The sequence below is a fragment of the Paenibacillus sp. 2TAB23 genome (assembly GCF_052115165.1).
GTDB lineage: Bacteria > Bacillota > Bacilli > Paenibacillales > Paenibacillaceae > Pristimantibacillus.
Map to the genome: position 1 here is coordinate 22,955 of NZ_JBFRGD010000019.1, position 25,275 is coordinate 48,229.

The window sequence follows — 25,275 nt, forward strand, 5'->3', positions numbered from 1 at the left end:
TTTGTGTAATTCTGTGAAAATGTTAATCCTACAGGCACATTTAGCTGTGTTATAATTTTGCCCAGAGGTAAGCATTGGCAGTTTAGACCAACTTGTAGTGCTGGGAGGTACGCATGATCAGAGAAGGCCGACATGTTAACAGACTTATTATCACAATGGTTTTGGGCATGCTTTTGCTTTGCAGCGGACCATTGTCTATCGTCTCGGCGGGAGAAGCGGTGCCCGCGAATGCTGTGACGATCAAACAAAATGGCAAGATCGTGAAGATGACCGATCCTGCGTTCATGCTGAATGGGAAATTATATGCCCCTGCAGCTCGCATAGCCGAACTGCTCGGAGCCACTTCGAGCTGGGATAAGATCAATGAGGAAGCAACGATACATACGGCTTTAGGCGATACCATCATAATGGGTAACGAAGTACCCGTTGTGTATTTTAACGAAGACCGTTACCGTCTGGATGGAGCTCCGGTCTTGAAGGATGGCAGGTTATACGCGCCACTGCGCCAGCTGTCGGAATTGCTGCACGCTGAAGTGCAGTTGAATGCCGAAGCGGATGTTGTGGATTTGATCACCGTACAGCCAGTTGTCATCTCACAAGAGTATGGCCTTGAAGACATTAGCAAGGAGCAAGGCAGCAGCAAATCAGAGCTGTTGAAACGAAATGAGCTGGATGGGAAGGCAGTAATCCAGTCCGGAACGAAGCTGAAGATCGTCATCCCTTCCGTTTTTGACAAGCCGATTAAGCCTTATACGGAATCGGAGCTTCAATTGCTTGCCAAGATTACGATGGTTGAAGCAGGATATGAGTCTTATGAAGGGCAGCTTGCCCTGGCGAATGTCATTCTTAACCGAGTGAAGAGCGCAAGTTTCCCGGATACGATACGGGATGTCATTTATTCAGGCAAACAATTCCCTCCTGCCCATAACGGCATGCTGGATAAGAGTAAACCGAATGCAAGCGTGCTGCGCGCCGCGAAGGATGCCCTGAATGGGAAAAACAATGTTAAGGACGCCGTTTATTTCTTTAATCCAAATGTATCCAAAGGCGCTTTCTGGTCAAGTTTGGATGTCATTGTGACAATCGGCCATCATAGCTTCGCAAGATAGGAAAAACCGTTATGGCGTATCAGCCATAACGGTTTTTTGTTTGATATATAAACATTTATATGTTTTCACATTTAAATGTGCATATATATCTCCGCAAAATGACTGCTTTTGCCATATAGGACGCCGTCAGCCGATTCTTCTTAAACAATAATGTTAGCAGGACGCTCTTATAATGGGCATCGTTCCCTCATATATAGATATAGAGGGGGGAAAAGAAATGTGGATAACCATGCTCTTGCTGCTCGGCTGTCTATCTGCTTTTATCGTGTTCAGGAAAAATACAATACCTGTAGTGGACGAAACCGAACAAAGGTCGAGAAAGCTTTCCGTTATCATTCCCGCTAGAAATGAACAATTTAATTTGCCTTATCTGCTGGACTCCCTCCAGTCACAAACGTACCAGCCCTTCGAAATTATCGTCGTGGATGATTTCTCCACTGACCGGACGAGAGAAATAGCGGAACGCTATGGGGTCAAGGTCATTTCGGGCAAAAGTTTGCCACAGGGCTGGACAGGTAAAAGCTGGGCGGTATGGAACGGTTATTTGCATGCCAAAGGAGATGCTTTCGCATTTCTGGACGCGGATATTAGGCTTGCGCCACAAGCGCTGGCTTTGTTAATGAAGGCAAGGGAGCGCTCAAAGGGAGTCATATCGGTCGTTCCGTTCCATCAAACGGAGAGGCTGTATGAAAAGCTTGCGCTCATTATGAATATATTGGGGATATTTGCGTTCACGTCTGTATTCGAGAGAAGCAATCCTCAAAAAGGCGTTTATGGCTCGTGCATCCTAACTTTAAGAGAGGACTACGAGGCGATTAACGGTCATGAGAGCGTGAAGTCCGAGGTACTGGATGATTTGCTTATCGGATCGAAATTTATGGAAGCGGGCATACTCGTAACCAATTTCATCGGATATGGATTGGTTTTCTTCCGAATGTATCCAACCGGCATTAGAAGCCAAATCGAAGGCTTAAGCAAAGGCGCTATTTTAAGCACAGGTACGCTCAGCCTCTGGACGGTCATTCCTATCGCGATTTGGACAATTGGTCTCCTGCTGTCGAATACGGTGTGGTTGTTCATCCATACCTCATGGGCGTTGCCGTTGATGGTCGGCTACCTCATTTACATGCTGCAATTGTTTTATTTCGCTAAGTACGTAGGCGTTTTTGGGATTCTGATTCCAGTGTTCCATTTCTTTTCTTCCCTTTTCTTTATTATCGTTATGGGTTATTCACTATATCAGGTCGTTGTACTCGGGAAAGTGAAATGGAAAGGAAGGTATGTCAAAGTAAGAGGCAGGCGGGGATTATGATGATCGTGCTGACCGTATGCTTCTTTCTATCCGGATCCCTTATGTTCTCCTATTGGATCGCGCTGCTGCGCAAGAAAAACCTGAAAGCCGTAGGCGACGGAAACCCCGGAGCGATGAACCTCTGGAAGTCTGCCGGTTATCAATTTGGTGCTGTCGGCATGCTGCTGGACTTTATGAAGGGATATCTTCCTCTCCTGTTCATCATTGGAAGTGGTTACAGCGAAGGCATGCTAATCGTTCCGCTTGCTTTGGCACCTATAGCGGGGCATGCCCTCAGCCCATTCCTAAAAGGGAAGGGCGGCAAGGCGATTGCAGTCACCTTCGGGGTATGGAGCGCCATAACGGCGTTCGAGGCCGCGCTGGCATATGCGATCATTCTCGCGCTGCTTGCGGCAGTGAAACGCTGGCTGTACAGAAGCAAGCAGCACTCAGCGCAAACCGATGGTTTACAGGTTGTCTTTGGCATGCTGCTTCTCTTCTTCTATTTGTACGTAAGGGCCTTCCCTGCCGCGATACAATGGGTATGGCTCGGAAATATGGCCATTCTTATTTATACCCACCGGTCTGAAATTAGTGCAGGGCTGAAAAAAGCGCTCGTTAGGGGCAAGTGAAGAAGGTAGAGTCGGCAGCAAATGAGCATGGCATGCGGAAAAGGCGCGGAGAAAGAAGAGCAAGAGGAGCAAGAGGAGCAAGAAGAATAATAAGAACAAAAAGAACAAGAAGAGCAAGAAGAGCAAGAAGAGCAAGAAGAGCAAGAAGAGCAAGAAGAGAAAGAGGAGCAAGAGGGGCAAGAAGAACAATAAGAATAATAAGAACAAAAAGAGCAAGAATAATAAACCCAGTCGCAAGCGGCCTGGGTTCATTCTTCTTGTTATTGATGCTCATGCAGGTTTGAGTACTGTGCTAACGGTTCTACGATAAACAAGCAGGATGTAGAGGATGTCCAATATAAAAATCAAAACATACATAATCATGAGCAATACGGATTGCGGATCAAGTGCAAAGCAGATTATGGAGGCACAGAGCGTTCCTATCATTTTGAAATAAGCGATTGAAAGGGACTGGCCTTGGAGTTCTTTGGCAAGCAGCAGCTTAATAAAAAGGATGGACATCAATAGATTGATGAAAAAGGCCGAATAAATGCCCATTTTGTCATGGAATTCAATCGCACTTCCGTAATGCAGCAGAAACGAAATGACTAGCAAGCCGGCGACGGAAGCGTATATCGTACGTTTGGGATAAGGTGCTTTGACATAAATAAAATACTGGAGCAGGATGACGCAGTCGAGTAAAAACCAGATTAAGGTTACGATTTGTTGAAGCGGATGAAACGGCATGATGAACGTAAGCAGGAATTCCCAAGTGATGTTGGCGCAAATGCAAGCAAGCGGCATTCCGCAGAACTGATCCTTGAAGCCTTTGTAAATGACGAGAACGTAGGCAACTGTCCAGAATAAAGCAACTCCGAGCAGCAGTAGAAACGTGGCGACAAGCGGCAATTGAAGCTCCATTGGGTGATGACCGCATCCTTTCCTGGCGTGTTTGTTCATATATAAGAATCTATATGGTTTCACATATAAATGTGCTTATATATCTCCGTGAAACGACTGCTTTGCCACAGAGGACGGCGACAGCCGTTTACGCTTGACGTATAGGAAAGGAGATGAGTTCGCTCATCCTTTCTCTATACGTTTCGCCAAAATGATGGCGTCTATTGATATGACGCCGTCAGGCGTTTCTTCTTACATGCAAGCATGCTTTTTGCTTGTCTATGTATATGAAACAAGCTAATCGAATAGACCATAGCTGGAGAGCGATTTACGAGGTTATGGCTCGTTGTGATATACTGTTTATCAGGTATACAATTACGCGGACGGTTCGTTCTCGGGGAGGCAGGCAGTTATGCAAAACAATGAGCATTTTGATCAAGAAGGACTGAAGGGTTTCCCTAATGGGGCGAAGCTCAGCTGGGGAATCGTGCAGCAGTCGAAACGAGGGCCTAAAGGCGAGCTAAGCATCAAAAAGATAGTGGATGCGGCCATTGCCATTGCCGACAGGGACGGGCTATCCGGCGTATCGATGAGCAGGGTTGCAGCTTCACTCGGTTTTACGACGATGTCCCTTTATCGATATATTGCCAGTAAGGACGATCTGCTTCTGCTCATGCAGGATGCGGTATGCGATGTTCCGATCCCTCCTCAAGAGGCGGAAACGGATTGGCGCGCAAGCATGCGGGAGTATGTGAAGGTGTGCATTGCTGTTTTTTGCAATCATCCCTGGTTTGGCGACATACCGATTTCAAGCGTTCCCATAACGCCAAACAACTTGCAGCTCGTAGATTGGGTGCTTAGATCCATGCGTGACTTTCCCTTGAACGATTACGAAAAAATGTCAATTCTTCTCCTGCTAAGCAGCTATTCACGATCAAGCGGAATCATTCAGCGTGATATGCAGCGGATGATTCAAACGGAAGGAACCCCAGATGTTTTTAGCGGTCTTAGCTACAGTAAGGCGCTTAAGCAGCTGGTTAAGGCTGAACGGTTTCCAAGCTTGCATCCTATTATCATGTCAGGGGCATACACAGGGGAAAACGAGAGCGAGAATACGGTAGGAGATGATTTCGATTTCGGTCTAGAACGAATTCTTGACGGTATTGAGCATTATCTTGAGCGTAAGCAAACGCAGCAGCCGGATTGAAAGAAATGGACATGTCAAAGAGGCTATTCCAAAAGTCGGTTAGTTAAATTTCTGCTCCCGTTTGGTATATGCGTAGAATATGAAGAACCTTCAGCTCCACTATAAAAGTGGTGTTGAAGGTTCTTAGTGCATGTTATGGGATTAACCATTCGCTTTTACTTTTTCGGAACAGTGCTTCGGAACAGTGGTGCAAGGAGCTTATTTCCGAGCCGTCTTCCGATGAAAAGCCCAATAACACCAGATGAGGGAGACTAGAATAATGAACAAGCACCAACCAATCGCAATCCAGCCGCTATTTAGAATAGGAGTGCCTGTAAGGAGTCCGCGAATCGTTTCAATGACCGGTGTAATCGGCTGATGGTTCGCAATTCCTTGCAGCCAGCTCGGCATGTTATCCGTTGGGACGAAGGCGCTGGACAAGTAAGGCAGAAAAAGCAAGATGAACCCATAAGCGCTAGCTGAGGAAGGACTGCCAACCATCAATCCGATTGCCGCAAATAGCCAAGTGAAGGAGAGAATAAACAAAGCTATTAAGCCTAAAGCTGCCAGCCATTCAAGAAAGCTTGCAGTTGGCTGGAATCCGACAAGCAGTGCAACCCCGAGAACAATCCCCGTTGCGAATAGGTTGCGTGCAAGGCTCGCGACGACATGACCTGTGACTACGCTCATGCTTCGAATCGGCATAGTCCGAAACCGATCGATGATACCGTTAGTCATATCCATAGACACATCGACTGCCGTACTGGATGAGCCGAAACCGGCGCTGAGCAGAATAATGCCGGGAACGACATAGTTGACGTAATTTCCGGTTGGATCAATGGATCCGCCGAATACATAGGTGAAGAGCAGCATAAGCATGACAGGCAGCATGATCGCCATAATCAATGCTTCAACGTTGCGCAAGCTATGCCGTATGCTGCGTCCGATAAATACAGCATTTGTTGTGGCAAAAGTGGCTCTCTTAATTGAGGAGGTCGCATTCATCATGATTGGGAATTCTCCATTTCTTGGGTCGTGAGTGCGATAAAGACATCATCCATGCTCGGTTTACGAATACTTACGCGCATATCAGGCGAGAGATCTTGCGTTAACTCGCTCATAGCTTGACTAATGTCCAGCAGGGTTCCGCTAGTAGCCATGGTGCGGATTACGTCATCATTTTCGTTGCGAATTTCAATGACTTCGCCGCCGATGCTCGACTTTAACGACTTTGCCGTTCCTGTCGCAACTACGCGGCCGCTGTCAATGACCGTGATCATATCGGCCAATTGATCAGCTTCCTCTAAGTACTGAGTCGTCAGGAAGACGGTGATGCCTTGTTCTTTCAGCTGAAGAATGATCTGCCATAAGGAGCGTCTGCTTATCGTATCAAGCCCTGTCGTTGGTTCATCCAGAAACAGAATGGGGCGCTTGACCACGAGGCTGATCGCAATATCAAGCCGCCTTCGCATGCCTCCCGAATAGGTTTTGACGCGTTTTTTAGCCGCTGCCACAAGATCGAAATGGCGCAGCAGCTTTTCTGTACGGCTCCGTGATTCCGCAGCCGTTAAGCCAGAGAGCCGGCAGATCATGCGTAAATTCTCTTCGCCCGATAATACTTCGTCGACTGCGGCAAATTGCCCGGTCAGACTTATCGACTGTCTCACCATATCCTTGTCGGTCGCGAGATCATAGCCGGCAATCTTTACAGTGCCTTCATCTTGATCGATTAGCGTGGATAAAATGTGGATCAAGGTCGTCTTCCCTGCTCCATTTGGCCCCAGAAGAGCATAAATCGTGCCGGCAGGAACTTGGATGTCAATTCCGTCAAGCACAGCCTGATTTCCGAATTTTTTGCGCAGTCCAATCGTTTCAATGGCGAGCATACTCATGTTTTCCTCCTCATAAATAGTGTATAATATAAACAGTATATGTTGTACTCAGTTAATTTACAACCATTCATGTGAGGTATTTTTACCATTTGAGATTCCGTACTCTTAATTTACGAAAAGTGCCGCGGAACATGATTTTGGTTATTGGATTTCCGAAAATTCATTCAGGTAGCTTTTTTTGATTAATGCGAAACGAATTTTATTAAAAAATAATATTTGTATGAATTTACTAGATTTCTCAGTCATGCTATATTGGAACTCTGTTTGTTCAAAATAAAGACATCCAATTAGTATGAAAGGGGAAGAAGCATGTTGAAAAAAGCAATTGCAATCTGGTTTGCAGTAATACTCGCTTTATCAGGCTGTCTATATGCTTTCCCAGGCAGAGTGGTCAAGGCAGAGAGCGGCAATACGACCCCATCCGGTATTCCGTTATCTGGCCTGGAAGCTTTTGTCGATCAATACGTGGACGCATATATCGGCAAATCAACGGTAGGAGCAGCTATTGTTGTTGTCAAAGACCATGAGGTAGTATTGTCAAAAGGTTATGGCTACGCAGACGTTCAGAACCAGGTACCCATCAACCCGGAGAAGACCGTTTTTGAATGGGGATCGATTAGCAAGCTTGCAGTTTGGACAGCGGTCATGCAATTAGCGGAGAATAACCAATTGGATCTTCAAGCGGATATTCGCACCTATTTGCCCAACGATTTTTTGTCCAAGCTCAACTATGACGAGCCCATTACGATGCTGAATTTAATGAATCATAATGCGGGTTTCGAAGAATACATGTTCGATATGGCCTATCAATCTCCTGGGGATGTTCGATCGCTTGAAGAAGGACTAAAACTTGCCGAGCCTGCACAGGTAAGAAAGCCTGGCGAGACAGTCGCTTATTCTAATTATGGGACCTCTTTGGCTGGATATATTGTTGAGCGAATTACTGGTCAGAAATTTCATGAGTATGTAGATGAGCATATTTTCTCCAAGCTTTCCATGAATCAATCGACCGCGCATCCAACGCTGGAGAATCGTCCAGATCTAATAGCTAACAAAGCACAAGGCTATCTGTACACTGGCCTATCATCTTTTACGCCAGCATCATGGAATTACATGTCGATGTACCCGAATGGCGGCAATAATGGCACGGCAGCGGATATGGCTAAGTTTGCACTGGCATTCATGCCCCAAGCCGGTAAGCAATCTCCTTTATTCGTTCAGCCAGCTACGATTAGCGAGATGCTCTCTACAAGCTATGCGGCTGATAAAGATATGCCTGGCATTGCGCACGGCTTCTGGGAATATGCAGGTGCGCATAAGGGAGTCGGGCATGGCGGGAATACCATTGCATTCTCCAGCAATCTTCAGCTTGTGCCGGAGGAACAGTTCGCTGTAGTGATTCTGACGAACCAATCGGCTGAATCCCCTATCGTTCATGGCTTGATGAAGGAGCTGCTAGGGCAGCGAAGCTACCCAGAATCAGTAGAAGAAATGCCTGACCCGCAAGAGCTGGAAGGAAGTTACGTTACAGCAAGGCGACCATATGAAGGCTTTATGAACGTATATGCCTATCTCACGCTGCTTAAAGTCATTCCGTTGGAGTCCAATGAAATAAGGGTTTCTCTCGCAGGAATGAGTGCGGATTACAAGCAAGTAAAGCCTTATCTTTATGAAAAGGTACGCGGCGATTCTTCACTTGACGTATTTATGCAGCTGCACTTCAAGGTTACGGATCATGCTGTTGACAAAATAACGGCTTATACAACCGAATACCTCCCGCTGCCCAAATTCAAATCGACTGCGTTGCTTGCCGGTTATGCTGCACTTGCAGCCGTTTCAGTGCTTTACTTTGCCATGGCGCCAATCGTTATGCTTATCCAGTCATTGTTGTTTAGGAAAAAGAATCGATTGAAATCGAGAGAGCAAGCCTTATTTGGCAAAATCGTTAAAGGGTTAACCTTGGTTGGTACCGGACTTATCGCGAATAATCTTATTCTTGCCCTTCGCATGCTAAGCAATTATGAACGTGCATATTCGGAAATCGTCGTTCACATCATCATGAATGATGTATTTACCGTGTTGGCTGTCTTGCTGACAGGCTTATTGTTGATCTATTGGTATAAAAAGCATCCGAACTTGACGTTCAAAGAAGCAGCTTTTGCATGGCTATCCGTTATTCTACTGGCTGTTTTAATTGCATTGCTCGTTATTTGGCAGTTTTATCGTTAAAAGTTGCGGAGTCCGCTTTTGTAAGGGGACGATAGGTAAGAGCAAATCACGTTTTGTACAAAAGCTTGTGTGATTTTTATCCATTGTCAGGATTCTTTGCTTCGATTATATTGATAATTGTTCTCAATTAAATCGATAAAGGGGTTTGACCAATGTACAAAAAACACGCTAGGCTTGTTCTTCTTTGCTTCTTGCTATTATCCGTTAGCGCCTTGGCTGCTTGCGGTTCAAATGCTAATAACGAATCGGCGGCTTCGAATGCGGAACAACCTACCACTCGCGTCTATAAGGATTTCAGCGGCCATGAAGTGACCATACCGACCAATCCCCAAAAAATCGTCATACTCGGCGATATTCCAGGCGATCTTCTTGCGCTAGGCATTAAGCCGGCGGGCAACGACTGGCTGGGAGAGCCTTATGTTTATAAAAGCGAACTGGAAGGCGTAGTCGATATCGGTTACCCGCATAACATGGAGAAAGTGATTGAGCTCGCACCGGATCTTATCCTGCAGGCGGGATACGGCGGGGATGACGAGGAGAAGATTTACCAAGATATGTCCAAGATTGCGCCAACGGTTGTATTCAACCGAGATGCCGTCACGTATGACCGCATTCGCGAAGTGGCAGACATCGTCGGCAAGAAGCAAGTGGCGGAGGACTGGATCACAAGCTATGAGAGCAAGGCGAAAGCAACATGGGAGAAAATTGGCCTGAAGCCGGGTGAAACCGCGACTGTTTATCTAAGTCTCGCAGGCGATTTCTATGTCATGGGCCATTTCAGCCTGACGATGTCTTTGTACCAGCCGCAAGGATTTAGCGCGAGTGAAAAGGTACAGGCGTTAATAGACAAGGCGGAGCCATTCTCGCTGATATCCCGTGAGGTTCTCCCTGATTTTGCCGGTGATCATGTGTTTCTGCTAAGTGCGCCAGGCACGGAAGATGAGAAGGCGGCGAAGGCGCTCATCGAGAGTCCGCTATGGAAATCCATTCCCGCCGTCAAAAACAATCATGCTTATCTAGCCAGCATTTCCTGGAACGCCAGTGACCCGATAACAATGGAGCGTTTTTTGGATGAACTGCCAAAAATAATGGGCATAGAATAAAGATGAATAGGCAAGCGATATTTCAACGAAACAGTTGAATCGCTTGCCTTTTTTGTATACAATATTGATAATAATTCTCAATTGAGGCAGGCATCATATGCAGCTTAATTCATCGAATTCAACTTTATCGCTAATGTTCTCGCTTGCGGAACTTCGTAATCTGCAAGTCGATAAACATAATGATTTAACAATCAGTTGTGATAGGCATGCAATTATTGCTTTTTCTTCTGGAGAAGGCATGTACCGAATTGCTGACACCAAATGGAGATTCAAAGCGGGTACGTGCATTTTACTCCCTCCGGGAAGTGAAATGGAATGGCATGCAGGCGAATCTGAGATAGAGGGCTATATGGTGTCCTTTGATGTTTTCGGCTGGGGCGATCGTGCGCCGCTGCCGATTGTTGATAAGCAGTGGCCTTACTATCGGCCGCTCATTGCTTCTCCGGCATCCCGGCTTCTCGAGCCGATTAAACGGCTTCGCCCTTTATCAGCCCAAGCAAGCCAGGCTGGGAAAATGAGGCAGCTTATTTGGCTGCAAGAAATTATTTGTTTGCTTCTGGAATTAAACGAGCAAGCGATTAAGCTGTCGTCTGCTGATGAATCGGATAGGCTTCGCTTAACCGTTGGCTATTTGAATGAACATTACTTAGATCAAGTTACCGTCGATCAGCTTGCCCAAATGGCGGACATGGGACGCTCGAAATACAGTTTGGCTTTTCAGTTGGCGATGGGGAAAAAACCGCTGGAATACTTGAATGATTTGCGGATCGAGAAAGCGAAGCAGCTGCTGGAAGGCAATGAGCAGCCACTACGTGAGATCGCTAGACAAGTTGGGTTTAACGACGAATATTATTTCAATAGGCGCTTTACGAAAAGGATCGGAATTCCTCCCGGGCTATACGCAAAGCTAAGCAGGACGCCTGCCGCTGAGATTGGTACTGTTCCGTCTACGGTGCTTCCATCCGCCAGAACAAAACGAATCGTTGTGACCGGCTATACGCTGGGGGAGCTGTTGATTCTCGGAATTAAGCCTGTCGGCGCAGAGCTTACGGTAATTGGGCGACAAGTTGTATTCGGCGATCTTCTGCATGGTGTAGCCGATGTTGGCCTGTTGGGGGACCCAGCTATCATAGAGGAGCTTCGTCCTGATATAATTATATTAGGCAGCAAGCTGCATCGTCATCATGAGAAGCTCGGCTTAATCGCCCCCACTGCCATTCTTGACAGCAATCAGAAGACCTATGCTAGGCTGTTCGCAGTCGCGGAATTGCTAGGGATGAGCGATAAGGCATTGGAGTGGATCGAGGGTTATGAGAGACGATGGCAGTCGATGTGGGCGAGTAGCGCTTCAGGAATTAGACCCGGTGAAACGGCTTCCGTCGTGCTTCTGCATATGGGTAAGCTTTATGTGATGGGAATGTCGGGCTTCGCGGCAAGCTTATATCATCCGCAGGGCTTTAAAGCATCGATTTCTGCTTTGGATATACATGCCAGCGGCGACGCTTTCCGTAAGATCGAGGTTGACAATCTTTCGGATTTAGAAGGTGATCGGTTATTTCTGCTCGCGGACCCCAGGGAGATCAATAATAAACATATGCTATGGTTAATGGATCATCCCAAATGGAGGACTCTCGAAGCTGTACAGCAAGGTCGATACCATATAGCCGACAGCTCATGGAATTTCGATGATCCGGTCACGCGGGACCGGCTGCTGTACGCCATGCCGAGCATCTTGCGCTTTCGTTCCGATATGTGCGATAACGCCTCATCGTTTTCCGTGGCGCGTGTAGCTCTCGAACATGCAAAATAATGGTTAGCGTGTGCGCAGGTAGTCGATCGGCTAATTAAAATAGTAAGAATCATGTAAAACCAAACTTCGTAAAGATGAAGCTTGGTTTTTTGCACTGCTTGATTACAACTGTTTACATACATACAGTATGTATGTTAAATTGTGATAAAGATATTATCTTTTATAGAGGAGAATGAGAGCATGAGAATGAACGGTTTCTATCCCGTAGTTTTAACTGAAAATGTAGCTCAAAGCACTGAATTTTATAAGCAGTATTTCGGCTTCCAATCTGTTTATGAATCGAATTGGTACGTTAGCCTGCGCAGTGAAAATGGATATGAGCTGGCCTTGCTTTCCGCTGACCATGCAACGATTCCTGAGGCATATCGCAAGAAAGCGGAGGGATTGATTCTAAACATGGAAGTTGATCATGTAGATAAGGAATATGAGCGCTTAATAATAGATGCGAAGCTGTCGCTCGTACAGGATATTAGGGATGAAGATTTCGGGCAGCGCCATTTCATAATGTCCGATCCCGGAGGTGTTTTAATAGACGTGATAACGATCATTCCGCCTTCGGTCGAAGAGAGCTCCCATTACCTGGATGTAGTCTGGAAGAAAGCGGATTAGGGCTAGGAGCTGCTCCAGCATGCAGCAGAGGATGTCTGAAGGAGACAGAGGAAGCTAAATGAAAAGAAATAAGCAGGATACGGCGATTACGATAAACAAGATTAAGCAAATTGCTCGTGAGCATTTTACCGATCATGGTTATGCCGAATGCTCATTGGAGGAAATAGCTAGAAGCGCAGAGGTTACCCGAGGCGCCTTGTACCATCATTTCGAGAATAAGAAAGGCTTGTTTCGAGTTGTGCTTGCATCCGTTCAGGAAGAGGTTGCGCAGTGTATCGAAGAGGAAGCCTCTCAAAGCGAGGACATGTTCGAGCAGCTGTACCTTGGATGCCGGGCCTTTGTGACGGCAGCTACTGAGCCGGCTAATAGGCGAATCATGCTGATCGATGGGCCGGCCGTGCTTGGATGGGAGGAGTGGCGACAGCTTGACGCGAAGCAATCCATGAGGCTCTTGCGCGGTCAGTTGGAGCTGATGCAGCTGCAAGGCTCCCTTCAGAACATCCGGCTCGATGCAGCAACGCATTTACTGTCAGGGGCATTAAATGAAGCAGCGCTCTGGCTCGCTCAGAAAACGGACGCGGAAGAAGCGGATGCAGCATTGGATGATTGTTTGCATACGCTTAGAAGATTGCTAGACGGGCTGCGTTAATGGAGCAAGAATCAGTCTAGATCCACTGGAACCAAAGGATTAGTGCAAGAAGGCCGCCTTTATAACCATAGGCGGCCTTCTTGCGCTAAATAAGTAGTTAAAATCGTTTTGAACCGAGCGACCTCACCTTTTTCAGCCATTTTTCCCGAAGCTCCGAGGTAGAAGGTTTGACGGGTCCGACCTCGGTTATGCGAACAGGGGTAATGCCGCAAAACTGCAAAATGTTGCGCTTCATTACGTTATGGCCGGCACGTCTGTAGATGAGCCTGTTGTACCAGGAGGGTGTATCGGACGTGACAATGAGATGCGCGGATTTCCCGTTTAGCAGTTTATCCCATAGGCTGGAATTCTCGCGGTATTTGAAGGCGAAGCCAGGCAAGAATACCCGGTCGATAAAGCCTTTTAGAATCGCAGGCATTGCGCCCCACCAGGTGGGGTACACGAATACGATATGGTCGGACCAGCTAATGAGCTTCTGTGCCTCCAATAAATCTGGCTCAAGCTCCGTTCTTTGGCGGTATCCGTATTTCAAGTTCAACTCAAATTCTAGCTTGCTGAGGTCAATTCTGCGTACCTCGGCGCCGCTCCCCACAGCGCCTCCGGAATATGCCTCGGCAAGTGCCGAGCAGAAGCTTTGAGGATCAGGATGTCCGTTGATGACGAGAATTTTCGATTTCATATTTATTTCTCCTTTGTGTTTAGGCTGTTTATCGGGATGAACGCTGTCCATTATGCTTGTTTTCGATATAATATAATGGTGCAACCCTACAATTAGCATAAAGCGATTATGAAAATAAATGAATGATCAACAGCGCAGAAATGGTGATGATTCGCGCAAAGGAGGAAAAAGCTTGAAGAGTCATGGAGTCGCCGTTTCAATGGTGTATCCCATCATGAAATCTATTGTTCACAAGGGATTTGAGACGGATCGCTATTGCAGCTATGCTTCATTCGATGCAAGCTTGCTGCAGGACGTGGAAGGGCGAATTGCGGGCGAGGAATTGGAGCGATTAATGATTGCGGCTGCCGATTTCACGCAGGACGACTATTTTGGATTGCATCAAGGCGCTATGACTGAATTCGTAGACTTGGGTATTCTTGGATACGTAATGATGCATTCCAATACGATCGCCGATTCACTGGCTGCATATCAAAGATACAATGTCATTCTTTGCAGCGGTTTCAATCTGAGCTGGGAAGTTATGGGGGATGAAGTGGCTATAAGGTTGTATTTGGAGCATCCGGGAAAGATGTCCCGACACTGCGTAGAGGATATGGCTAGCTCACTTTACCGATTAATCGGAAGGCTTAGCAATCGGCGTATTCCGTTATATGGCATTACATTTGAGCACGAAGCTCCGCCAAATATAGCGCCGTATCTTCCTGTATTTGGAATAGCTCCCCAATTTGGTTCGACTAGCAACGTCATTCGAATGGGAAAGGAAATACTCGATTATTCCATACTGTATTCCGATGCTAGATTAAGAAGCGTCTTTGAGGCTATTGCTGAAGAAACGAGGATTGAGCTGACCGAGGATAGCGTGTTATCCGAGCAAATTGTTCAGTGGATGAGAAGATCTATGCCCGTTTTTTTTCCTTCGCTGCAGCAGACTGCTGAATCGTTCGGGACGAGTACACGTACTCTTCAGTCGAAACTAAAGGAAGAGAAAACGACCTTCAACGATTTATCTACTCTCGTTCGCAAAGAAATGGCGATAGGGTACCTTAAGAAACGCGAATATTCGGTTGGTGAAATCGCTTATGCCTTGCATTTCTCGGAGCCGAGTGCTTTCCAAAACGCGTTCAAGAAATGGACGGGGTTGACTCCAAGGCAATACCGTACTGCTCTGAGCCAAGAGCAAACGAGCAAGAAGTAAGAAAGGAGCCGCTGCGCTTGACAAATACACAGAAGAGAAACGTAACTTGGCAGCAAAGCACGATTAGCCTAGACAATCATGCGTCATTAAAAGGGCATCGCGGCGGTGTTATCTGGCTTACGGGATTATCCGGGTCGGGGAAGTCTACGTTGGCAAGCGAGCTTGGGAAACGATTATTCAGTCATCATATACATACGTTTATACTGGACGGGGATAATCTGCGGCATGGACTAAACAGTGACCTTGGCTTTAGCCAGACAGACCGCAAAGAGAACATTCGCAGGCTCGGTGAGGTGGCAAAGCTGTTTGTTGATGCAGGTTTAGTCGTAATCGTAGCCGCGATTTCCCCGTTTCGAATCGATCGGGATCAAGCACGGTCATTATTCCCAGCGGACCGATTTTTTGAAGTTTTTCTTTCTTGCTCGTTGAGAGTTTGTGAGCAAAGAGACCCGAAGGGCCTTTACAAAAAGGCAAGGGCTGATGAAATAACGGATTTTACCGGCATCACGTCCCCTTACGAAAAACCGATCGACCCAGAGGTTATCGTGAAGACGGATGAGCTGACCATCGATGAAACAGTCGATACGATATGGAGGAAAGTGGTGTTAAGGGCATTCGTAGCTGAAGGGTAAGCTGGGATAGGAAGGGTACGGCAAGCGAAGGGTGCTAAAAGACGTAGCAGCCGGCGGCCGTTTCCCCAGCTTCAACTAAGCATCGGACCGTTTCTTTAGAAGTTGCTAGGCAAGACAAGCGACTTCTAAAGAAACGGTTATTTTTATGTTCAGCAAAGAATGTTAATTCATACGATATGCAAGTGAAGAGAGTAAGAAAGCAAGCAAGTTAAGCCATAATGAGGCTGCAGCATTATCATCAAACAGCATGTGCGCTAATGCAGCAGGGTAAGCGTAATTGTAATTGCATTGCTGACAAAAGAAGGCTCAGGGCGTGATTTCAGCAATACGGTTAGTCCAATTAAGGCGATAAGCAGCGATTGCGCAACGGCCTGTGCGTTCATTGACTCGTTTAATTCCCCCGTGCGAATCCCGCGTTTAATCGTTTCTTCGAAGAGTGCAGCCAAATAGTTCTGATGCTCTCTAGTCAATATCTCAAACTTGGCATGGTGGGGGGCAAGCTCAACCATCGTATTGATACAGAAGCAGCCACGGCTAGGTTCCGTGCCTGATTCCTGCGCGACGATCTGTTCAAAATATCCGCGAAACGCTTCCTTTACGGAGGCGGTTCTGCTCAGCTGGGCTCGTGCAGCAGAAGCATGCATTTGTGTGTATTTGCGCAGTACGGTTTCGAACAGCTCTTCTTTATTTCCAAATGCGGAATAAATGCTTGGCTTCTGAATGCCCATTGCTGCGGTTAAATCGTTTAATGAGGCAGCTTCGTACCCCTTCTCCCAGAACAAATGCATCGCGGCATCGAGTACTTTATGCTCGTCGAATTCACGGAGTCGTACCATAAGTCCACCTTCTTTTCATAACGATCGGTTAATAAAGATTTTATGTGAATAGCTTATCATTTGTCAATCTGTTGACTTTATGACAACTAAAACGTATATTAATCGATATTATAACATACCGATCGGTAAATGATAATAAACGATTAGGTTTTAGAGGAGTGTGGGGATTGGAATTTTCAAGCGAAAAACAAAGCAAGCAGGCTATGTCTCCAATGGGCATACAGGCGGCTGCGCTGCCGCGCATTCTGACAGTAATGTTTGCATTCGCCGCCGGTCTTGCGGTATCAACGATTTATTTCGCGCAGCCATTGCTGGAAACAATTGCGAATGATTTCGGCATCCCTCATTCTTCCATCGGGATAGTCATAACGGTTACTCAGGCATGCTACGCACTGGGGTTGTTTTTACTCGTGCCTCTTGGCGATATGCTGGAACGACGTTCATTGGTAATCGGCTTGCTGCTGTTGTCCGTCCTCGGATTATTGACGGCAGCGATTGCAAGTCACGTTATGGTCCTGCTGGCTGGGGTGGCGGTCATTGGATTGTTTGCGGTAGTCGTTCAGGTAATTGTAGCATTCGCAGCTGCACTTGCTGCACCAGCCGAGCGTGGAAGGGTCCTTGGTATGGTTACGAGCGGCATCGTCATGGGTATTTTGTTAGCAAGAACCTTTGCTGGTGTTTTAACCGATTTAGCGGGCTGGCGGTCTGTTTATTTGGTATCTGCGGGGTTGATGCTAACGGTTGCGATCGTCATGTATCGAATGCTTCCGAGGCATCGCGAATATGTTGTCATGCCATTGTCCTATCCTAAGCTGCTGCAATCGATGTTCAGCTTATTCATAGAGGAGCGAGTGCTCCGAATTCGCGCAGTACTGGCGTTTCTCTTATTTACCGCGTTTAGCGTTTTGTGGACGGCGCTAGTACTTCCGCTTAGCGCTCCACCGCATTCTTTGTCCCATACTGCAATAGGAGCGTTTGGCCTTGCCGGCGTTGCTGGCGCGCTAGCAGCTGCAAGGGCAGGGCGCTGGGCCGATAAAGGGTTCGGACAGCGAACAACGGGAATAGCACTAGCCGTATTATTAGCGTCATGGCTGCCAATCGGGCTTACCGGGCATTCCATATTTTTTCTAATTATCGGTGTCGTTGCATTGGACTTCGCGGTACAAGCGGTGCATGTGACGAGTCAAAGCATGCTGATGAATTTACGACTTGAATCGCGCAGCCGGTTGACCGCGGCATATATGATTTTCTATTCACTCGGCAGCGCGGCCGGCTCAATATCTGCGACGACGGTTTACGCGCATTGGGGATGGCTGGCTGTTTGCATTCTAGGCGCAGCGGTTAGCGCATTGGCCTTGCTTTTCTGGGCTTGCACGATGCAGTCTGGGTCAGACGGGTAATCGCTCTTTGTGTACGAATTGTCACGGGTGATATGCTTTATTATGGTGCTTTATCTGCTGTTTGATTGGTTGCACGCTGTTTTTATATTATAATACCTAGTAAGACGCTTTAGATTCAAATGGCTATGTCATGATCATCATCATATTTATTTATAGATTGGAGCATTAAAATGATCTATCGCAATTTAGAGGAATGTGTCATCGACTTGGAGAAAAATGGGCACTTGATCCGGATTCATGAAGAGGTTGATCCTCATCTGGAGATGGCTGCCATTCATATGAAAGTGTTTGAAGCTGGCGGTCCTGCCTTATTGTACGAGAAAGTAAAGGGCTCAAAGTTCCGGGCGATATCGAATTTGTTCGGTACGGTAGAGCGAAGCAAGTTTATCTTCCGCGATACGTGGGAATCGGTGCAGGACGTTATTGCCCTTCGGAATGATCCGATGAAAGCGATGAAGAACCCGTTAAAGCATGTCGGTGCGGGATGGGCTGCCAAAAATGCGCTTCCATTGAAAAAGTCCGGCGGCCTGCCTGCTTCCATGCACGAAATCAGCATTGCTGAGCTGCCTTTAATCAAGCATTGGCAGGAAGATGGCGGCGCGTTTGTGACGCTGCCGCAAGTATATTCAGAGGATCCGGACCAGCCGGGAATAATGAATTCCAATTTGGGAATGTACCGCATTCAGCTCGATGGAAACGATTACGTGCTGAATAAGGAGGTTGGCGTTCACTACCAGATCCATCGCGGCATCGGGATTCACCAAGATAAAGCGAATAGGCAAGGCGCGCCGCTTAAGGTTAGTATTTTCATTGGCGGTCCTCCAGCGCACACGCTGTCTGCCGTTATGCCATTGCCTGAAGGCATGAGCGAGCTTACGTTTGCGGGATTGTTGTCCGGCCGTCGCTTTCGCTACAGCTATATCGATGGTTTCTGCATAAGCCATGATGCTGATTTCGTCATCACGGGTGAAATTCACCCAGGAGAAACGAAGCCGGAGGGACCTTTTGGCGATCATTTGGGTTATTACAGCCTTACCCATCCATTTCCGGTAATGCGGGTACATAAAGTATATGGCAGGCAAAACGGGATTTACCCATTTACAGTGGTGGGACGTCCACCGCAAGAGGATACGGCGTTTGGCGCATTGATTCATGAATTGACCGGCAGTGCTATTAAGCAGGAAATTCCGGGTGTAAAAGAGGTTCATGCCGTTGACGCCGCTGGCGTGCATCCGCTGCTGTTTGCCATTGGCAGTGAGCGGTATACTCCGTACCAGACAGTCAAGCAGCCAGCAGAAATTCTTACGATCGCCAACCGTATATTAGGAACCGGTCAGCTTAGCCTGGCTAAATTTCTATTCATAGCGGCGGAAGAGAGCAGGAAGCTGGACACGCATCATGTCGAGGATTTCCTTGGTTATATATTGGAGCGAATCGATCTGCGCCGTGATATTCATTTCCAGACGAATACAACGATCGATACCCTTGATTATTCCGGCACGGGTCTCAATACCGGAAGCAAGGTCATATTCGCTGCCGCGGGTGAACGCAAAAGAGAGCTATGCAAAGCTGTGCCCGATGCGTTAATTAACTTGAATGGATTCGGAAAAGCTGCTTTGATTATGCCGGGCATTGTAGCCATTCAAGGTTCGGGCTTTAAAAGCTATGAGGAAGCGCAGCATGAACTGCATAGCTTATGTGATGCTATAGCAGAGAGAGGCGAGCTGCCTACTTGCCCGATGATCATTCTTTGCGATGATAGTGCGTTTATGAGTGAAACGACAAACAACTTTTTATGGGCTGCATTTACGCGAAGCAATCCCTCGCATGATATCTATGGCATTAACAGCTCTTATGCTTACAAGCATTGGGCATGTGACAATGTGATTATCGATGCGCGCGTAAAACCGCATCAAGCGCCGCCTCTTATTCCCGATCCCGCAGTGGAGAAGGGAATTGAGCGCTTGTTCGCGAAAGGAGCCAGCTTAGGCGGGATTTTATAAATCTAATCCTTCCAGCAGTCTGCAAGCTGTTCATCTACTAGCGTCTGAGGTCCATAGATCTCAGACGCTTTTATTTATTTTAAGGCACACGGCACCGCAATGGAATAATCCCTTAACTCTCTCATATGCGTACCATTTTATTCCTCGGCTCAGCTATATTTCCTCCCCGAATTCGATAGTGAAGCAATTGTATAAGGCGAATGATTTGTCTGAAATAAAGGTAACAGGAAACAAAGAAAAGACCGGTACGGAGCAATTAAGCTGCATACCGGTCATTCATTTTGCTGATGCAAAGGTAAATTATTTCAACAACCAAAGCGCAGGGACGATGGAAGGCTCCCAGGTTGCAATAGCTGTATGGGCTTGACGGCATTCGTATACGGAGCCTTTAAAGGTCACGAGCGTGCCGATTTTGTAGGCCGTCCCTGCTGACCAAGCAGGAGCCGTAGAAGAAGCAGCTGTTTTGCCGTTAATGCTGCTTGCTGCCGATTGATTGTTTGCAGCGTCGATTGCATACACGCTGAAGGAATACGTCGTATTGGCAGCTAGACCCGTAACCGTATAGGAAGCATTAGCTGCAGGGACGGTCGTGACCAATGACGTACCGCGGTAAATTTTATAACCGGTTACAGCAACGTTGTCTGTCGAAGCGTTCCACATCAGCATTAGGCTTGATGATGTTGGAGCTCCCATGACATGCAGCCCGCCTGGAGAAGTCGGAGCCTGCGTATCAACACCGACAGAGGCATTCGTTGTCACCGTGATGGCGTTGCTTGCTTTTGATTCGTTGCCGGCACGATCCACTGCTTTGACGTTAAAGGTATAAGCGCTATTCGAGGTTAAGCCGGTCGCTTGATAAGCTAGTGTCGTTCCGGAAACTGTTGCAGTGACATTTGCGCCATTATAAATGTTGTAGCCGGTGACGCCGACATTATCCGTTGATGCTTTCCATGCCAAGGATACGGTTGTTGCTGTTTTGGCAGGGGATGTGAGGGATGACGGCGCTGTAGGCGCTTGCGTGTCTACTGGATTGGTGCCGCTGAAATTGACATCGATGACATTATAGAAGGCGTTGGCTGTGTCTGCGACTTCCCAAACGGCAAGAATGACATGATAGCCGCTGCGCTGGGGGATATTACAGCTGTTGGAATAGGAGAATGGCGGTTGAGCGCCGCCATAGTTGACGGAACAGAATGGTGTAAGGTCGAAGGAATCTCTCTTCAGCACGGCATTCGGATTCCAGTTGGCTTTTGTTATATAGTATTTCCAGCTTGCTGTTGAATGGTTGGCTGTTAGCTTCCAAGTAAAAGTATGCTGGCCGGAGGATAGGTTGACCTTTGCCCAGCGGGTAGCGGATTGCTCATCGAGTTTAGGGAATGCGCCATTTGCGCTGGCGATCTTGCCGTCAGCTGGACCAGCGGCAGGAAATCCTTTTGGCGCTTCTAGGCTTTGTGGCTCGTAAACGATTGATCCGCAATCCGTATTTTCTCCTGATTTACAGAGCGCCGCCCGGCTTGCAGGTCCTTCTACATATCCATGTGCAGAAGCGAGATTCGAGAAAAGCGTTAAGCTAAGCGCTGCAATAAGTGCCATGGTACAGTAAGTAAAGAGTTGTCTAGCCTTCATGTGCTTGAAACGGATGGTTGACAATATCATTGCCTCCTTTGAGATGTGAGATTAGTGACTAAAAATATAATTTAGGATGTATGCGGCAACATGATGGTGTGTGTACAGTGTACAACATAAACTGAAAAAAGATGAGGGTACTTTGGATTAATATAAATTTAATCGAAATAAATGCGAATAAATATGTATTTAAATCCCTTATTAATATTAAAAACATACGTAATTCCTGGGTTATTGGTAAAATTGGCAGCGTAAAATCTAGCCGATGCATGCTAGCATCAGCCTTTTGCTTGTAGGTCTTTGGAAGTATTCTCCACTCATTATTCGGTTAGTTGACCGTATGCACCACGCTTTTTCTATACTCTCCCGGAGTTAGGGAAACTTCACGTTTGAAAATGTTATGAAAGGAGGTTGCGCTCGAATATCCTACACGTTCAGCAATCTGCTCAACCGCATCGTTCGTTGTTTTCAGCAAATGCTTGGCTGCATCCATGCGAAGGCGAATCGTATATTGTATCGGACTTATACCCGTTTCTGTTTGAAACAAATGACTTAAATACGAGGAACTTACCCATACCGATCTAGCAATTTCAGCTAGCGAAAGCGGTTGGTTATAATGCTCGGCAATAAATTTTTTGGCAAGTTTAACGACATGGGCACGGTTGTTTTGCTCATTTGCTGGGGCATAGGGCGCATAATACAAATGTCTGCATAATCGGGCAATTAAAATCGCAAGCTGCTGCTCAGCGATGAGCGCAGACTCCGGAGCACCGCTGCTTGCTTCCTCATACATCTCTCGAATTATCGAAAGCGCTTCCGTAGAGAAGGTGGGCATATGGAAGATAGCTGGTTTCTCGGGGTCAAGCAAATAATTAGGCGGAAGACCGGTTAGCTGCAGACCGGAGAAGCTCACGCAGAAAAACGCGATGTCTTCGTTCGGCAAGCTCCATTCCTCATGCCAAAGGTCTTGCTGGAAGAGAACAAAATGATGTTTTTCTGCTCGATAGCTTATGCCATCAATGACGTATTTCGCTTGACCGTCAACAATAAACAACAGTTCGGTCTGATCGGAATGGTGATGCAAGGGGTAATGCATGCCAGGCTTGGCGGAATAAGTGAACGGGGAAACGAATTGTAGTTTAGGCAGCTTTTCAATAATTGAGCGATACATGAGAACTCTCCTTTAGAAAAGCAAGAATGAAGAGCTGGAATAGCAAGAAAGAACATAAAAACCTTTTAGATTATAGGATATATTAGGGTTGTGAAAATAGCAATATAAGAAGAAAGGAGATAGTTGGAATGCTTAACTTCCGTAAAAGAAAGCTGTCCGACGAGCGTTTCGAGGCCTGCTCTGTGTTTGATGTCAATGGTGATGGCGTATTGGACATTGTTAGCGGGGCGTATTGGTATGAAGGTCCCGACTACGTGAAGAAGCATCGAATCTGCGATATTGCAGAAATAGACGGCTATTATGATGACTTTTGCGACTACCCCTTGGATGTTGACGGTGATGGCAGAATGGATATCGTTACGGCATCATTCTGGAGTCTCTCCGTTCGGTGGCGCAGAAACCCAGGCGATACGGAAACGTTATGGGAAACCGTAGAAGCGGGTCCGACGGGCCATACGGAAACGCTGCGGTTTTATGACATCGACGGATGCGGTACTCCCGAAATTTTTCCTAATGCGATCGACGAGCCGCAAGCCTTTTTTAAGCTTGTTCGCGATGCCTTGGGCAAGGGTACTGGCCAATTCACAAAGATAGTAATCGGCAGCGAAAATGCCGGGCATGGAATGGGCTTTGCCGATATTAACGGAAATGGGAGAATGGATGTCGTCCTGCAGAAGGGATGGTTGGAGCACCCAGAAGATCCTTATGCCGGACCATGGGTATTTCATCAGGAATTTGACCTAGGTGCTGCCAGCATTCCGATTCTGGGCTATGACGTAAACGGAGACGGGCTTTGCGATCTGATTTATGGGGCGGCTCATGATTACGGGTTATTTTGGCTGGAGCAGCAGATTGGGGTCGATGGTGCTCGCGTATGGAAGAAACATGATATCGAATTGGCCGGGTCGCAATTCCACGATATGCAGCTAGCCGACATCGACGGAGATGGACAGCTTGAGCTTGTAACGGGAAAACGTTACCGCGCGCATAACGATGGAGACCCGGGGGCGTTCGATCCCATTGGCATTTACTATTATAGAATCGATCAGGGGCGTTTTGAGAAGCATGTAATCGATTTTGGGCAAGCCGAGGACGGGGCTTCAGGTGTTGGCATTTATTTCTGGCTGCAGGATCTGACAGGCAATGGGTACCTGGATATTATCGCACCAGGGAAGGAGGGGCTCTATCTTTTTGAGAATCTTGGATGGGAGGACATCTTAAATGGATAAAGTGAAGGTTGTTTTTGTTGGTACTGGCGGCATGGGACAGCAGGCGCATCTCGCTAATTATGCTGCGCTGGATGAGCTTTGCGAAATTACGGCTATTGTTGAGCCTCGCCCGATGCTGGCTGCGGCAGTGGCGGCCCGATATAACGTTAGACAGGTCTATCATGATTACCAAGCCTTGCTGGAGAAGGAGAGCTCCTTTGATGCTATAATAGCGCCGCAGCAATATCGAAAGCATAGCATTATCATCCCGGATTTATTGCGAGCAGGCAAGCCGATTCTTACCGAGAAGCCGCTTTGCTTGACCGTAGAAGCAGGAGAACAGCTTGTACGTATGGGGGAGCAGCTGCAAACGCGGCATATGGTTGGTTATCATAAAAGATCGGATCCGGCAATGGAGTACGCCAAAGCATGCGTGGAAGCTTGGAAGATCTCCGGTGATTACGGCAAGCTGCGCTATGTCCGTATTTCAATGCCGCCGGGTGACTGGTGGATGGGCGCGGACAAGCCGCTTATGACTGATGAGCCTTACCCTGAAGGAGAGTGGGAGCCGTACTCGCCACATTTCTCTGAACAGCAAAATCGTAATTATGACAGCTTTGTCAACTATTATATTCATCAAATTAACGCGATACGGTATGTGTTGGGTGAGCCCTATCAATTAACATTCGGTGATCGGTCGGGCGTTCTATTGACTGGCGAAAGTGAAAGCGGCGTATGTGTGTCCCTTGAAATGGCTGCTTACCATACGAGCATAGCATGGCATGAGACCGTATTCATAGCTTTCGAAAAAGGTTATATTCAAGTTGAGCTACCTGCCCCATTAGCTAGGCAATTGGCAGGAAAGGTGTCGGTAATGACCGATAACGGTCATGGACAGCCAGCATTAACCCAGCCCATTATGCCTAACGTATCGGCGATGAGAAAGCAAGCAATCAACTTTTTGGCAGCCGTTAAGGGAGCTCCAACAGGGATTTGCACAGCCAAAGAAGCGCTTGAGGATTTGAAGCTTGCAGAAAATTACATTCGTCTTATGTCTGCATATTCTGCGCGTTGATCAATATACGAAGCCAGTTGGCAAAACCTGATCATTTCTCTATGATGCACCTCGTCCG

The 25,275-nt window shown here is 47.1% G+C and carries 23 protein-coding genes; 16 read left to right on the forward strand and 7 right to left on the reverse strand.

Annotated elements, in window-relative coordinates:
- Positions 1–113 precede the first annotated feature (113 nt).
- The 4 genes from AB4Z29_RS23335 (at position 114) to AB4Z29_RS23350 (ending at position 3,316) form a co-directional block, all read left to right on the forward strand.
- Entirely contained in the window at positions 114–1,109 is a 996-nt protein-coding gene (locus AB4Z29_RS23335) for a cell wall hydrolase (RefSeq protein ID WP_441945384.1), read from the forward strand.
- A gap of 217 nt (positions 1,110–1,326) precedes the next feature.
- Positions 1,327–2,421 carry a glycosyltransferase family 2 protein gene (locus AB4Z29_RS23340; RefSeq protein WP_441945385.1) on the forward strand — a complete coding sequence of 365 codons (1,095 nt, stop codon included), beginning with the start codon at positions 1,327–1,329 and terminating at the stop codon, positions 2,419–2,421.
- Positions 2,418–3,032 (forward strand): glycerol-3-phosphate acyltransferase, encoded by a 615-nt coding sequence (locus AB4Z29_RS23345; RefSeq protein ID WP_441945386.1) that lies wholly within the window; start codon positions 2,418–2,420, stop codon positions 3,030–3,032. The genes AB4Z29_RS23340 and AB4Z29_RS23345 overlap by 4 nt, the downstream gene beginning before the upstream one ends.
- Entirely contained in the window at positions 3,029–3,316 is a 288-nt protein-coding gene (locus tag AB4Z29_RS23350; RefSeq protein WP_441945387.1) for a hypothetical protein, read from the forward strand. Before AB4Z29_RS23345 ends, AB4Z29_RS23350 begins: the two co-directional genes overlap by 4 nt.
- Here AB4Z29_RS23350 and AB4Z29_RS23355 read toward each other — a convergent pair.
- Entirely contained in the window at positions 3,303–3,932 is a 630-nt protein-coding gene (locus AB4Z29_RS23355; protein WP_441945388.1) for a transmembrane-type terpene cyclase, read from the reverse strand. The genes AB4Z29_RS23350 and AB4Z29_RS23355 overlap by 14 nt on opposite strands.
- Positions 3,933–4,323: 391 nt before the next feature.
- Between AB4Z29_RS23355 and AB4Z29_RS23360 the strand changes: the two genes are divergently transcribed.
- On the forward strand, positions 4,324–5,118 hold the full coding sequence (locus AB4Z29_RS23360; RefSeq protein WP_441945389.1) for a TetR/AcrR family transcriptional regulator: 795 nt from the start codon (positions 4,324–4,326) through the stop codon (positions 5,116–5,118).
- Between the two features lie 198 nt (positions 5,119–5,316).
- Here AB4Z29_RS23360 and AB4Z29_RS23365 read toward each other — a convergent pair whose 3' ends face one another.
- On the reverse strand, positions 5,317–6,105 hold the full coding sequence (locus AB4Z29_RS23365; protein WP_441945390.1) for an ABC transporter permease: 789 nt from the start codon (positions 6,103–6,105) through the stop codon (positions 5,317–5,319).
- Positions 6,102–6,989, reverse strand: coding sequence for an ATP-binding cassette domain-containing protein (locus AB4Z29_RS23370; protein ID WP_441945391.1), 888 nt, complete (start codon positions 6,987–6,989; stop codon positions 6,102–6,104). The genes AB4Z29_RS23365 and AB4Z29_RS23370 overlap by 4 nt, the downstream gene beginning before the upstream one ends.
- A gap of 309 nt (positions 6,990–7,298) precedes the next feature.
- On the opposite strand from AB4Z29_RS23370, the gene AB4Z29_RS23375 reads away from it, so the two are divergent.
- The 5 genes from AB4Z29_RS23375 to AB4Z29_RS23395 all read left to right on the forward strand — a co-directional run bounded on the left by AB4Z29_RS23375 (position 7,299) and on the right by AB4Z29_RS23395 (position 13,389).
- Positions 7,299–9,218 (forward strand): serine hydrolase domain-containing protein, encoded by a 1,920-nt coding sequence (locus AB4Z29_RS23375; RefSeq protein WP_441945392.1) that lies wholly within the window; start codon positions 7,299–7,301, stop codon positions 9,216–9,218.
- A gap of 152 nt (positions 9,219–9,370) precedes the next feature.
- Positions 9,371–10,321, forward strand: a complete 951-nt coding sequence (locus tag AB4Z29_RS23380; protein ID WP_441945393.1) for an ABC transporter substrate-binding protein — start codon at positions 9,371–9,373, stop codon at positions 10,319–10,321.
- A 97-nt stretch (positions 10,322–10,418) separates the two neighbouring features.
- Positions 10,419–12,131 carry a helix-turn-helix domain-containing protein gene (locus AB4Z29_RS23385; RefSeq protein WP_441945394.1) on the forward strand — a complete coding sequence of 571 codons (1,713 nt, stop codon included), beginning with the start codon at positions 10,419–10,421 and terminating at the stop codon, positions 12,129–12,131.
- A 180-nt stretch (positions 12,132–12,311) separates the two neighbouring features.
- Entirely contained in the window at positions 12,312–12,740 is a 429-nt protein-coding gene (locus tag AB4Z29_RS23390) for a VOC family protein (protein ID WP_441945395.1), read from the forward strand.
- A 58-nt stretch (positions 12,741–12,798) separates the two neighbouring features.
- Positions 12,799–13,389 carry a TetR/AcrR family transcriptional regulator gene (locus tag AB4Z29_RS23395; RefSeq protein WP_441945396.1) on the forward strand — a complete coding sequence of 197 codons (591 nt, stop codon included), beginning with the start codon at positions 12,799–12,801 and terminating at the stop codon, positions 13,387–13,389.
- 97 nt (positions 13,390–13,486) lie between these two features.
- Here AB4Z29_RS23395 and AB4Z29_RS23400 read toward each other — a convergent pair whose 3' ends face one another.
- Complete coding sequence (locus AB4Z29_RS23400) at positions 13,487–14,068, reverse strand: NAD(P)H-dependent oxidoreductase (RefSeq protein ID WP_441945397.1); 582 nt, start codon at positions 14,066–14,068, stop codon at positions 13,487–13,489.
- A gap of 172 nt (positions 14,069–14,240) precedes the next feature.
- Between AB4Z29_RS23400 and AB4Z29_RS23405 the strand changes: the two genes are divergently transcribed.
- Together AB4Z29_RS23405 and cysC are read left to right on the forward strand one after the other, a co-directional pair.
- Complete coding sequence (locus AB4Z29_RS23405; protein ID WP_441945398.1) at positions 14,241–15,266, forward strand: AraC family transcriptional regulator; 1,026 nt, start codon at positions 14,241–14,243, stop codon at positions 15,264–15,266.
- Between the two features lie 17 nt (positions 15,267–15,283).
- Positions 15,284–15,898: an adenylyl-sulfate kinase gene (gene cysC / locus AB4Z29_RS23410; RefSeq protein ID WP_441945399.1), complete on the forward strand. Its 615-nt coding sequence runs from the start codon at positions 15,284–15,286 to the stop codon at positions 15,896–15,898.
- 254 nt (positions 15,899–16,152) lie between these two features.
- Here cysC and AB4Z29_RS23415 read toward each other — a convergent pair whose 3' ends face one another.
- Positions 16,153–16,734, reverse strand: coding sequence for a TetR/AcrR family transcriptional regulator (locus AB4Z29_RS23415; RefSeq protein WP_441945400.1), 582 nt, complete (start codon positions 16,732–16,734; stop codon positions 16,153–16,155).
- Between the two features lie 203 nt (positions 16,735–16,937).
- Between AB4Z29_RS23415 and AB4Z29_RS23420 the strand changes: the two genes are divergently transcribed.
- Positions 16,938–18,134, forward strand: coding sequence for an MFS transporter (locus tag AB4Z29_RS23420; protein ID WP_441945482.1), 1,197 nt, complete (start codon positions 16,938–16,940; stop codon positions 18,132–18,134).
- Positions 18,135–18,304: 170 nt separating this feature from the next.
- The gene (locus tag AB4Z29_RS23425) at positions 18,305–20,137 is read left to right on the forward strand and encodes a UbiD family decarboxylase (RefSeq protein WP_441945401.1); all 1,833 of its coding nucleotides are present in this window, start codon (positions 18,305–18,307) and stop codon (positions 20,135–20,137) included.
- A gap of 300 nt (positions 20,138–20,437) precedes the next feature.
- On the opposite strand, the gene AB4Z29_RS23430 is transcribed toward AB4Z29_RS23425, so the two are convergent.
- Positions 20,438–21,787 carry a lytic polysaccharide monooxygenase gene (locus tag AB4Z29_RS23430; RefSeq protein WP_441945402.1) on the reverse strand — a complete coding sequence of 450 codons (1,350 nt, stop codon included), beginning with the start codon at positions 21,785–21,787 and terminating at the stop codon, positions 20,438–20,440.
- 304 nt (positions 21,788–22,091) lie between these two features.
- Positions 22,092–22,934: a helix-turn-helix domain-containing protein gene (locus AB4Z29_RS23435; RefSeq protein WP_441945403.1), complete on the reverse strand. Its 843-nt coding sequence runs from the start codon at positions 22,932–22,934 to the stop codon at positions 22,092–22,094.
- A 128-nt stretch (positions 22,935–23,062) separates the two neighbouring features.
- On the opposite strand from AB4Z29_RS23435, the gene AB4Z29_RS23440 reads away from it, so the two are divergent.
- Positions 23,063–24,163 carry an FG-GAP repeat domain-containing protein gene (locus tag AB4Z29_RS23440; protein ID WP_441945404.1) on the forward strand — a complete coding sequence of 367 codons (1,101 nt, stop codon included), beginning with the start codon at positions 23,063–23,065 and terminating at the stop codon, positions 24,161–24,163.
- Entirely contained in the window at positions 24,156–25,217 is a 1,062-nt protein-coding gene (locus tag AB4Z29_RS23445; protein ID WP_441945405.1) for a Gfo/Idh/MocA family protein, read from the forward strand. Before AB4Z29_RS23440 ends, AB4Z29_RS23445 begins: the two co-directional genes overlap by 8 nt.
- Positions 25,218–25,275: the final 58 nt, after the last annotated feature.

Coding starts and splice junctions, on each gene's coding strand:
- AB4Z29_RS23420 (WP_441945482.1), top strand. CDS start 16,938: ATGTCTCCAATGGGCATACAGGCGGCTGCGCTGCCGCGCATTCTGACA.
- AB4Z29_RS23400 (WP_441945397.1), bottom strand. CDS start 14,068: ATGAAATCGAAAATTCTCGTCATCAACGGACATCCTGATCCTCAAAGC.
- AB4Z29_RS23375 (WP_441945392.1), top strand. CDS start 7,299: ATGTTGAAAAAAGCAATTGCAATCTGGTTTGCAGTAATACTCGCTTTA.
- AB4Z29_RS23380 (WP_441945393.1), top strand. CDS start 9,371: ATGTACAAAAAACACGCTAGGCTTGTTCTTCTTTGCTTCTTGCTATTA.
- AB4Z29_RS23435 (WP_441945403.1), bottom strand. CDS start 22,934: ATGTATCGCTCAATTATTGAAAAGCTGCCTAAACTACAATTCGTTTCC.
- AB4Z29_RS23360 (WP_441945389.1), top strand. CDS start 4,324: ATGCAAAACAATGAGCATTTTGATCAAGAAGGACTGAAGGGTTTCCCT.
- AB4Z29_RS23385 (WP_441945394.1), top strand. CDS start 10,419: ATGCAGCTTAATTCATCGAATTCAACTTTATCGCTAATGTTCTCGCTT.
- AB4Z29_RS23345 (WP_441945386.1), top strand. CDS start 2,418: ATGATGATCGTGCTGACCGTATGCTTCTTTCTATCCGGATCCCTTATG.
- AB4Z29_RS23340 (WP_441945385.1), top strand. CDS start 1,327: ATGTGGATAACCATGCTCTTGCTGCTCGGCTGTCTATCTGCTTTTATC.
- AB4Z29_RS23365 (WP_441945390.1), bottom strand. CDS start 6,105: ATGATGAATGCGACCTCCTCAATTAAGAGAGCCACTTTTGCCACAACA.
- AB4Z29_RS23355 (WP_441945388.1), bottom strand. CDS start 3,932: ATGGAGCTTCAATTGCCGCTTGTCGCCACGTTTCTACTGCTGCTCGGA.
- AB4Z29_RS23390 (WP_441945395.1), top strand. CDS start 12,312: ATGAGAATGAACGGTTTCTATCCCGTAGTTTTAACTGAAAATGTAGCT.
- AB4Z29_RS23335 (WP_441945384.1), top strand. CDS start 114: ATGATCAGAGAAGGCCGACATGTTAACAGACTTATTATCACAATGGTT.
- AB4Z29_RS23370 (WP_441945391.1), bottom strand. CDS start 6,989: ATGAGTATGCTCGCCATTGAAACGATTGGACTGCGCAAAAAATTCGGA.
- AB4Z29_RS23425 (WP_441945401.1), top strand. CDS start 18,305: ATGATCTATCGCAATTTAGAGGAATGTGTCATCGACTTGGAGAAAAAT.
- AB4Z29_RS23440 (WP_441945404.1), top strand. CDS start 23,063: ATGCTTAACTTCCGTAAAAGAAAGCTGTCCGACGAGCGTTTCGAGGCC.
- AB4Z29_RS23395 (WP_441945396.1), top strand. CDS start 12,799: ATGAAAAGAAATAAGCAGGATACGGCGATTACGATAAACAAGATTAAG.
- AB4Z29_RS23445 (WP_441945405.1), top strand. CDS start 24,156: ATGGATAAAGTGAAGGTTGTTTTTGTTGGTACTGGCGGCATGGGACAG.
- AB4Z29_RS23415 (WP_441945400.1), bottom strand. CDS start 16,734: ATGGTACGACTCCGTGAATTCGACGAGCATAAAGTACTCGATGCCGCG.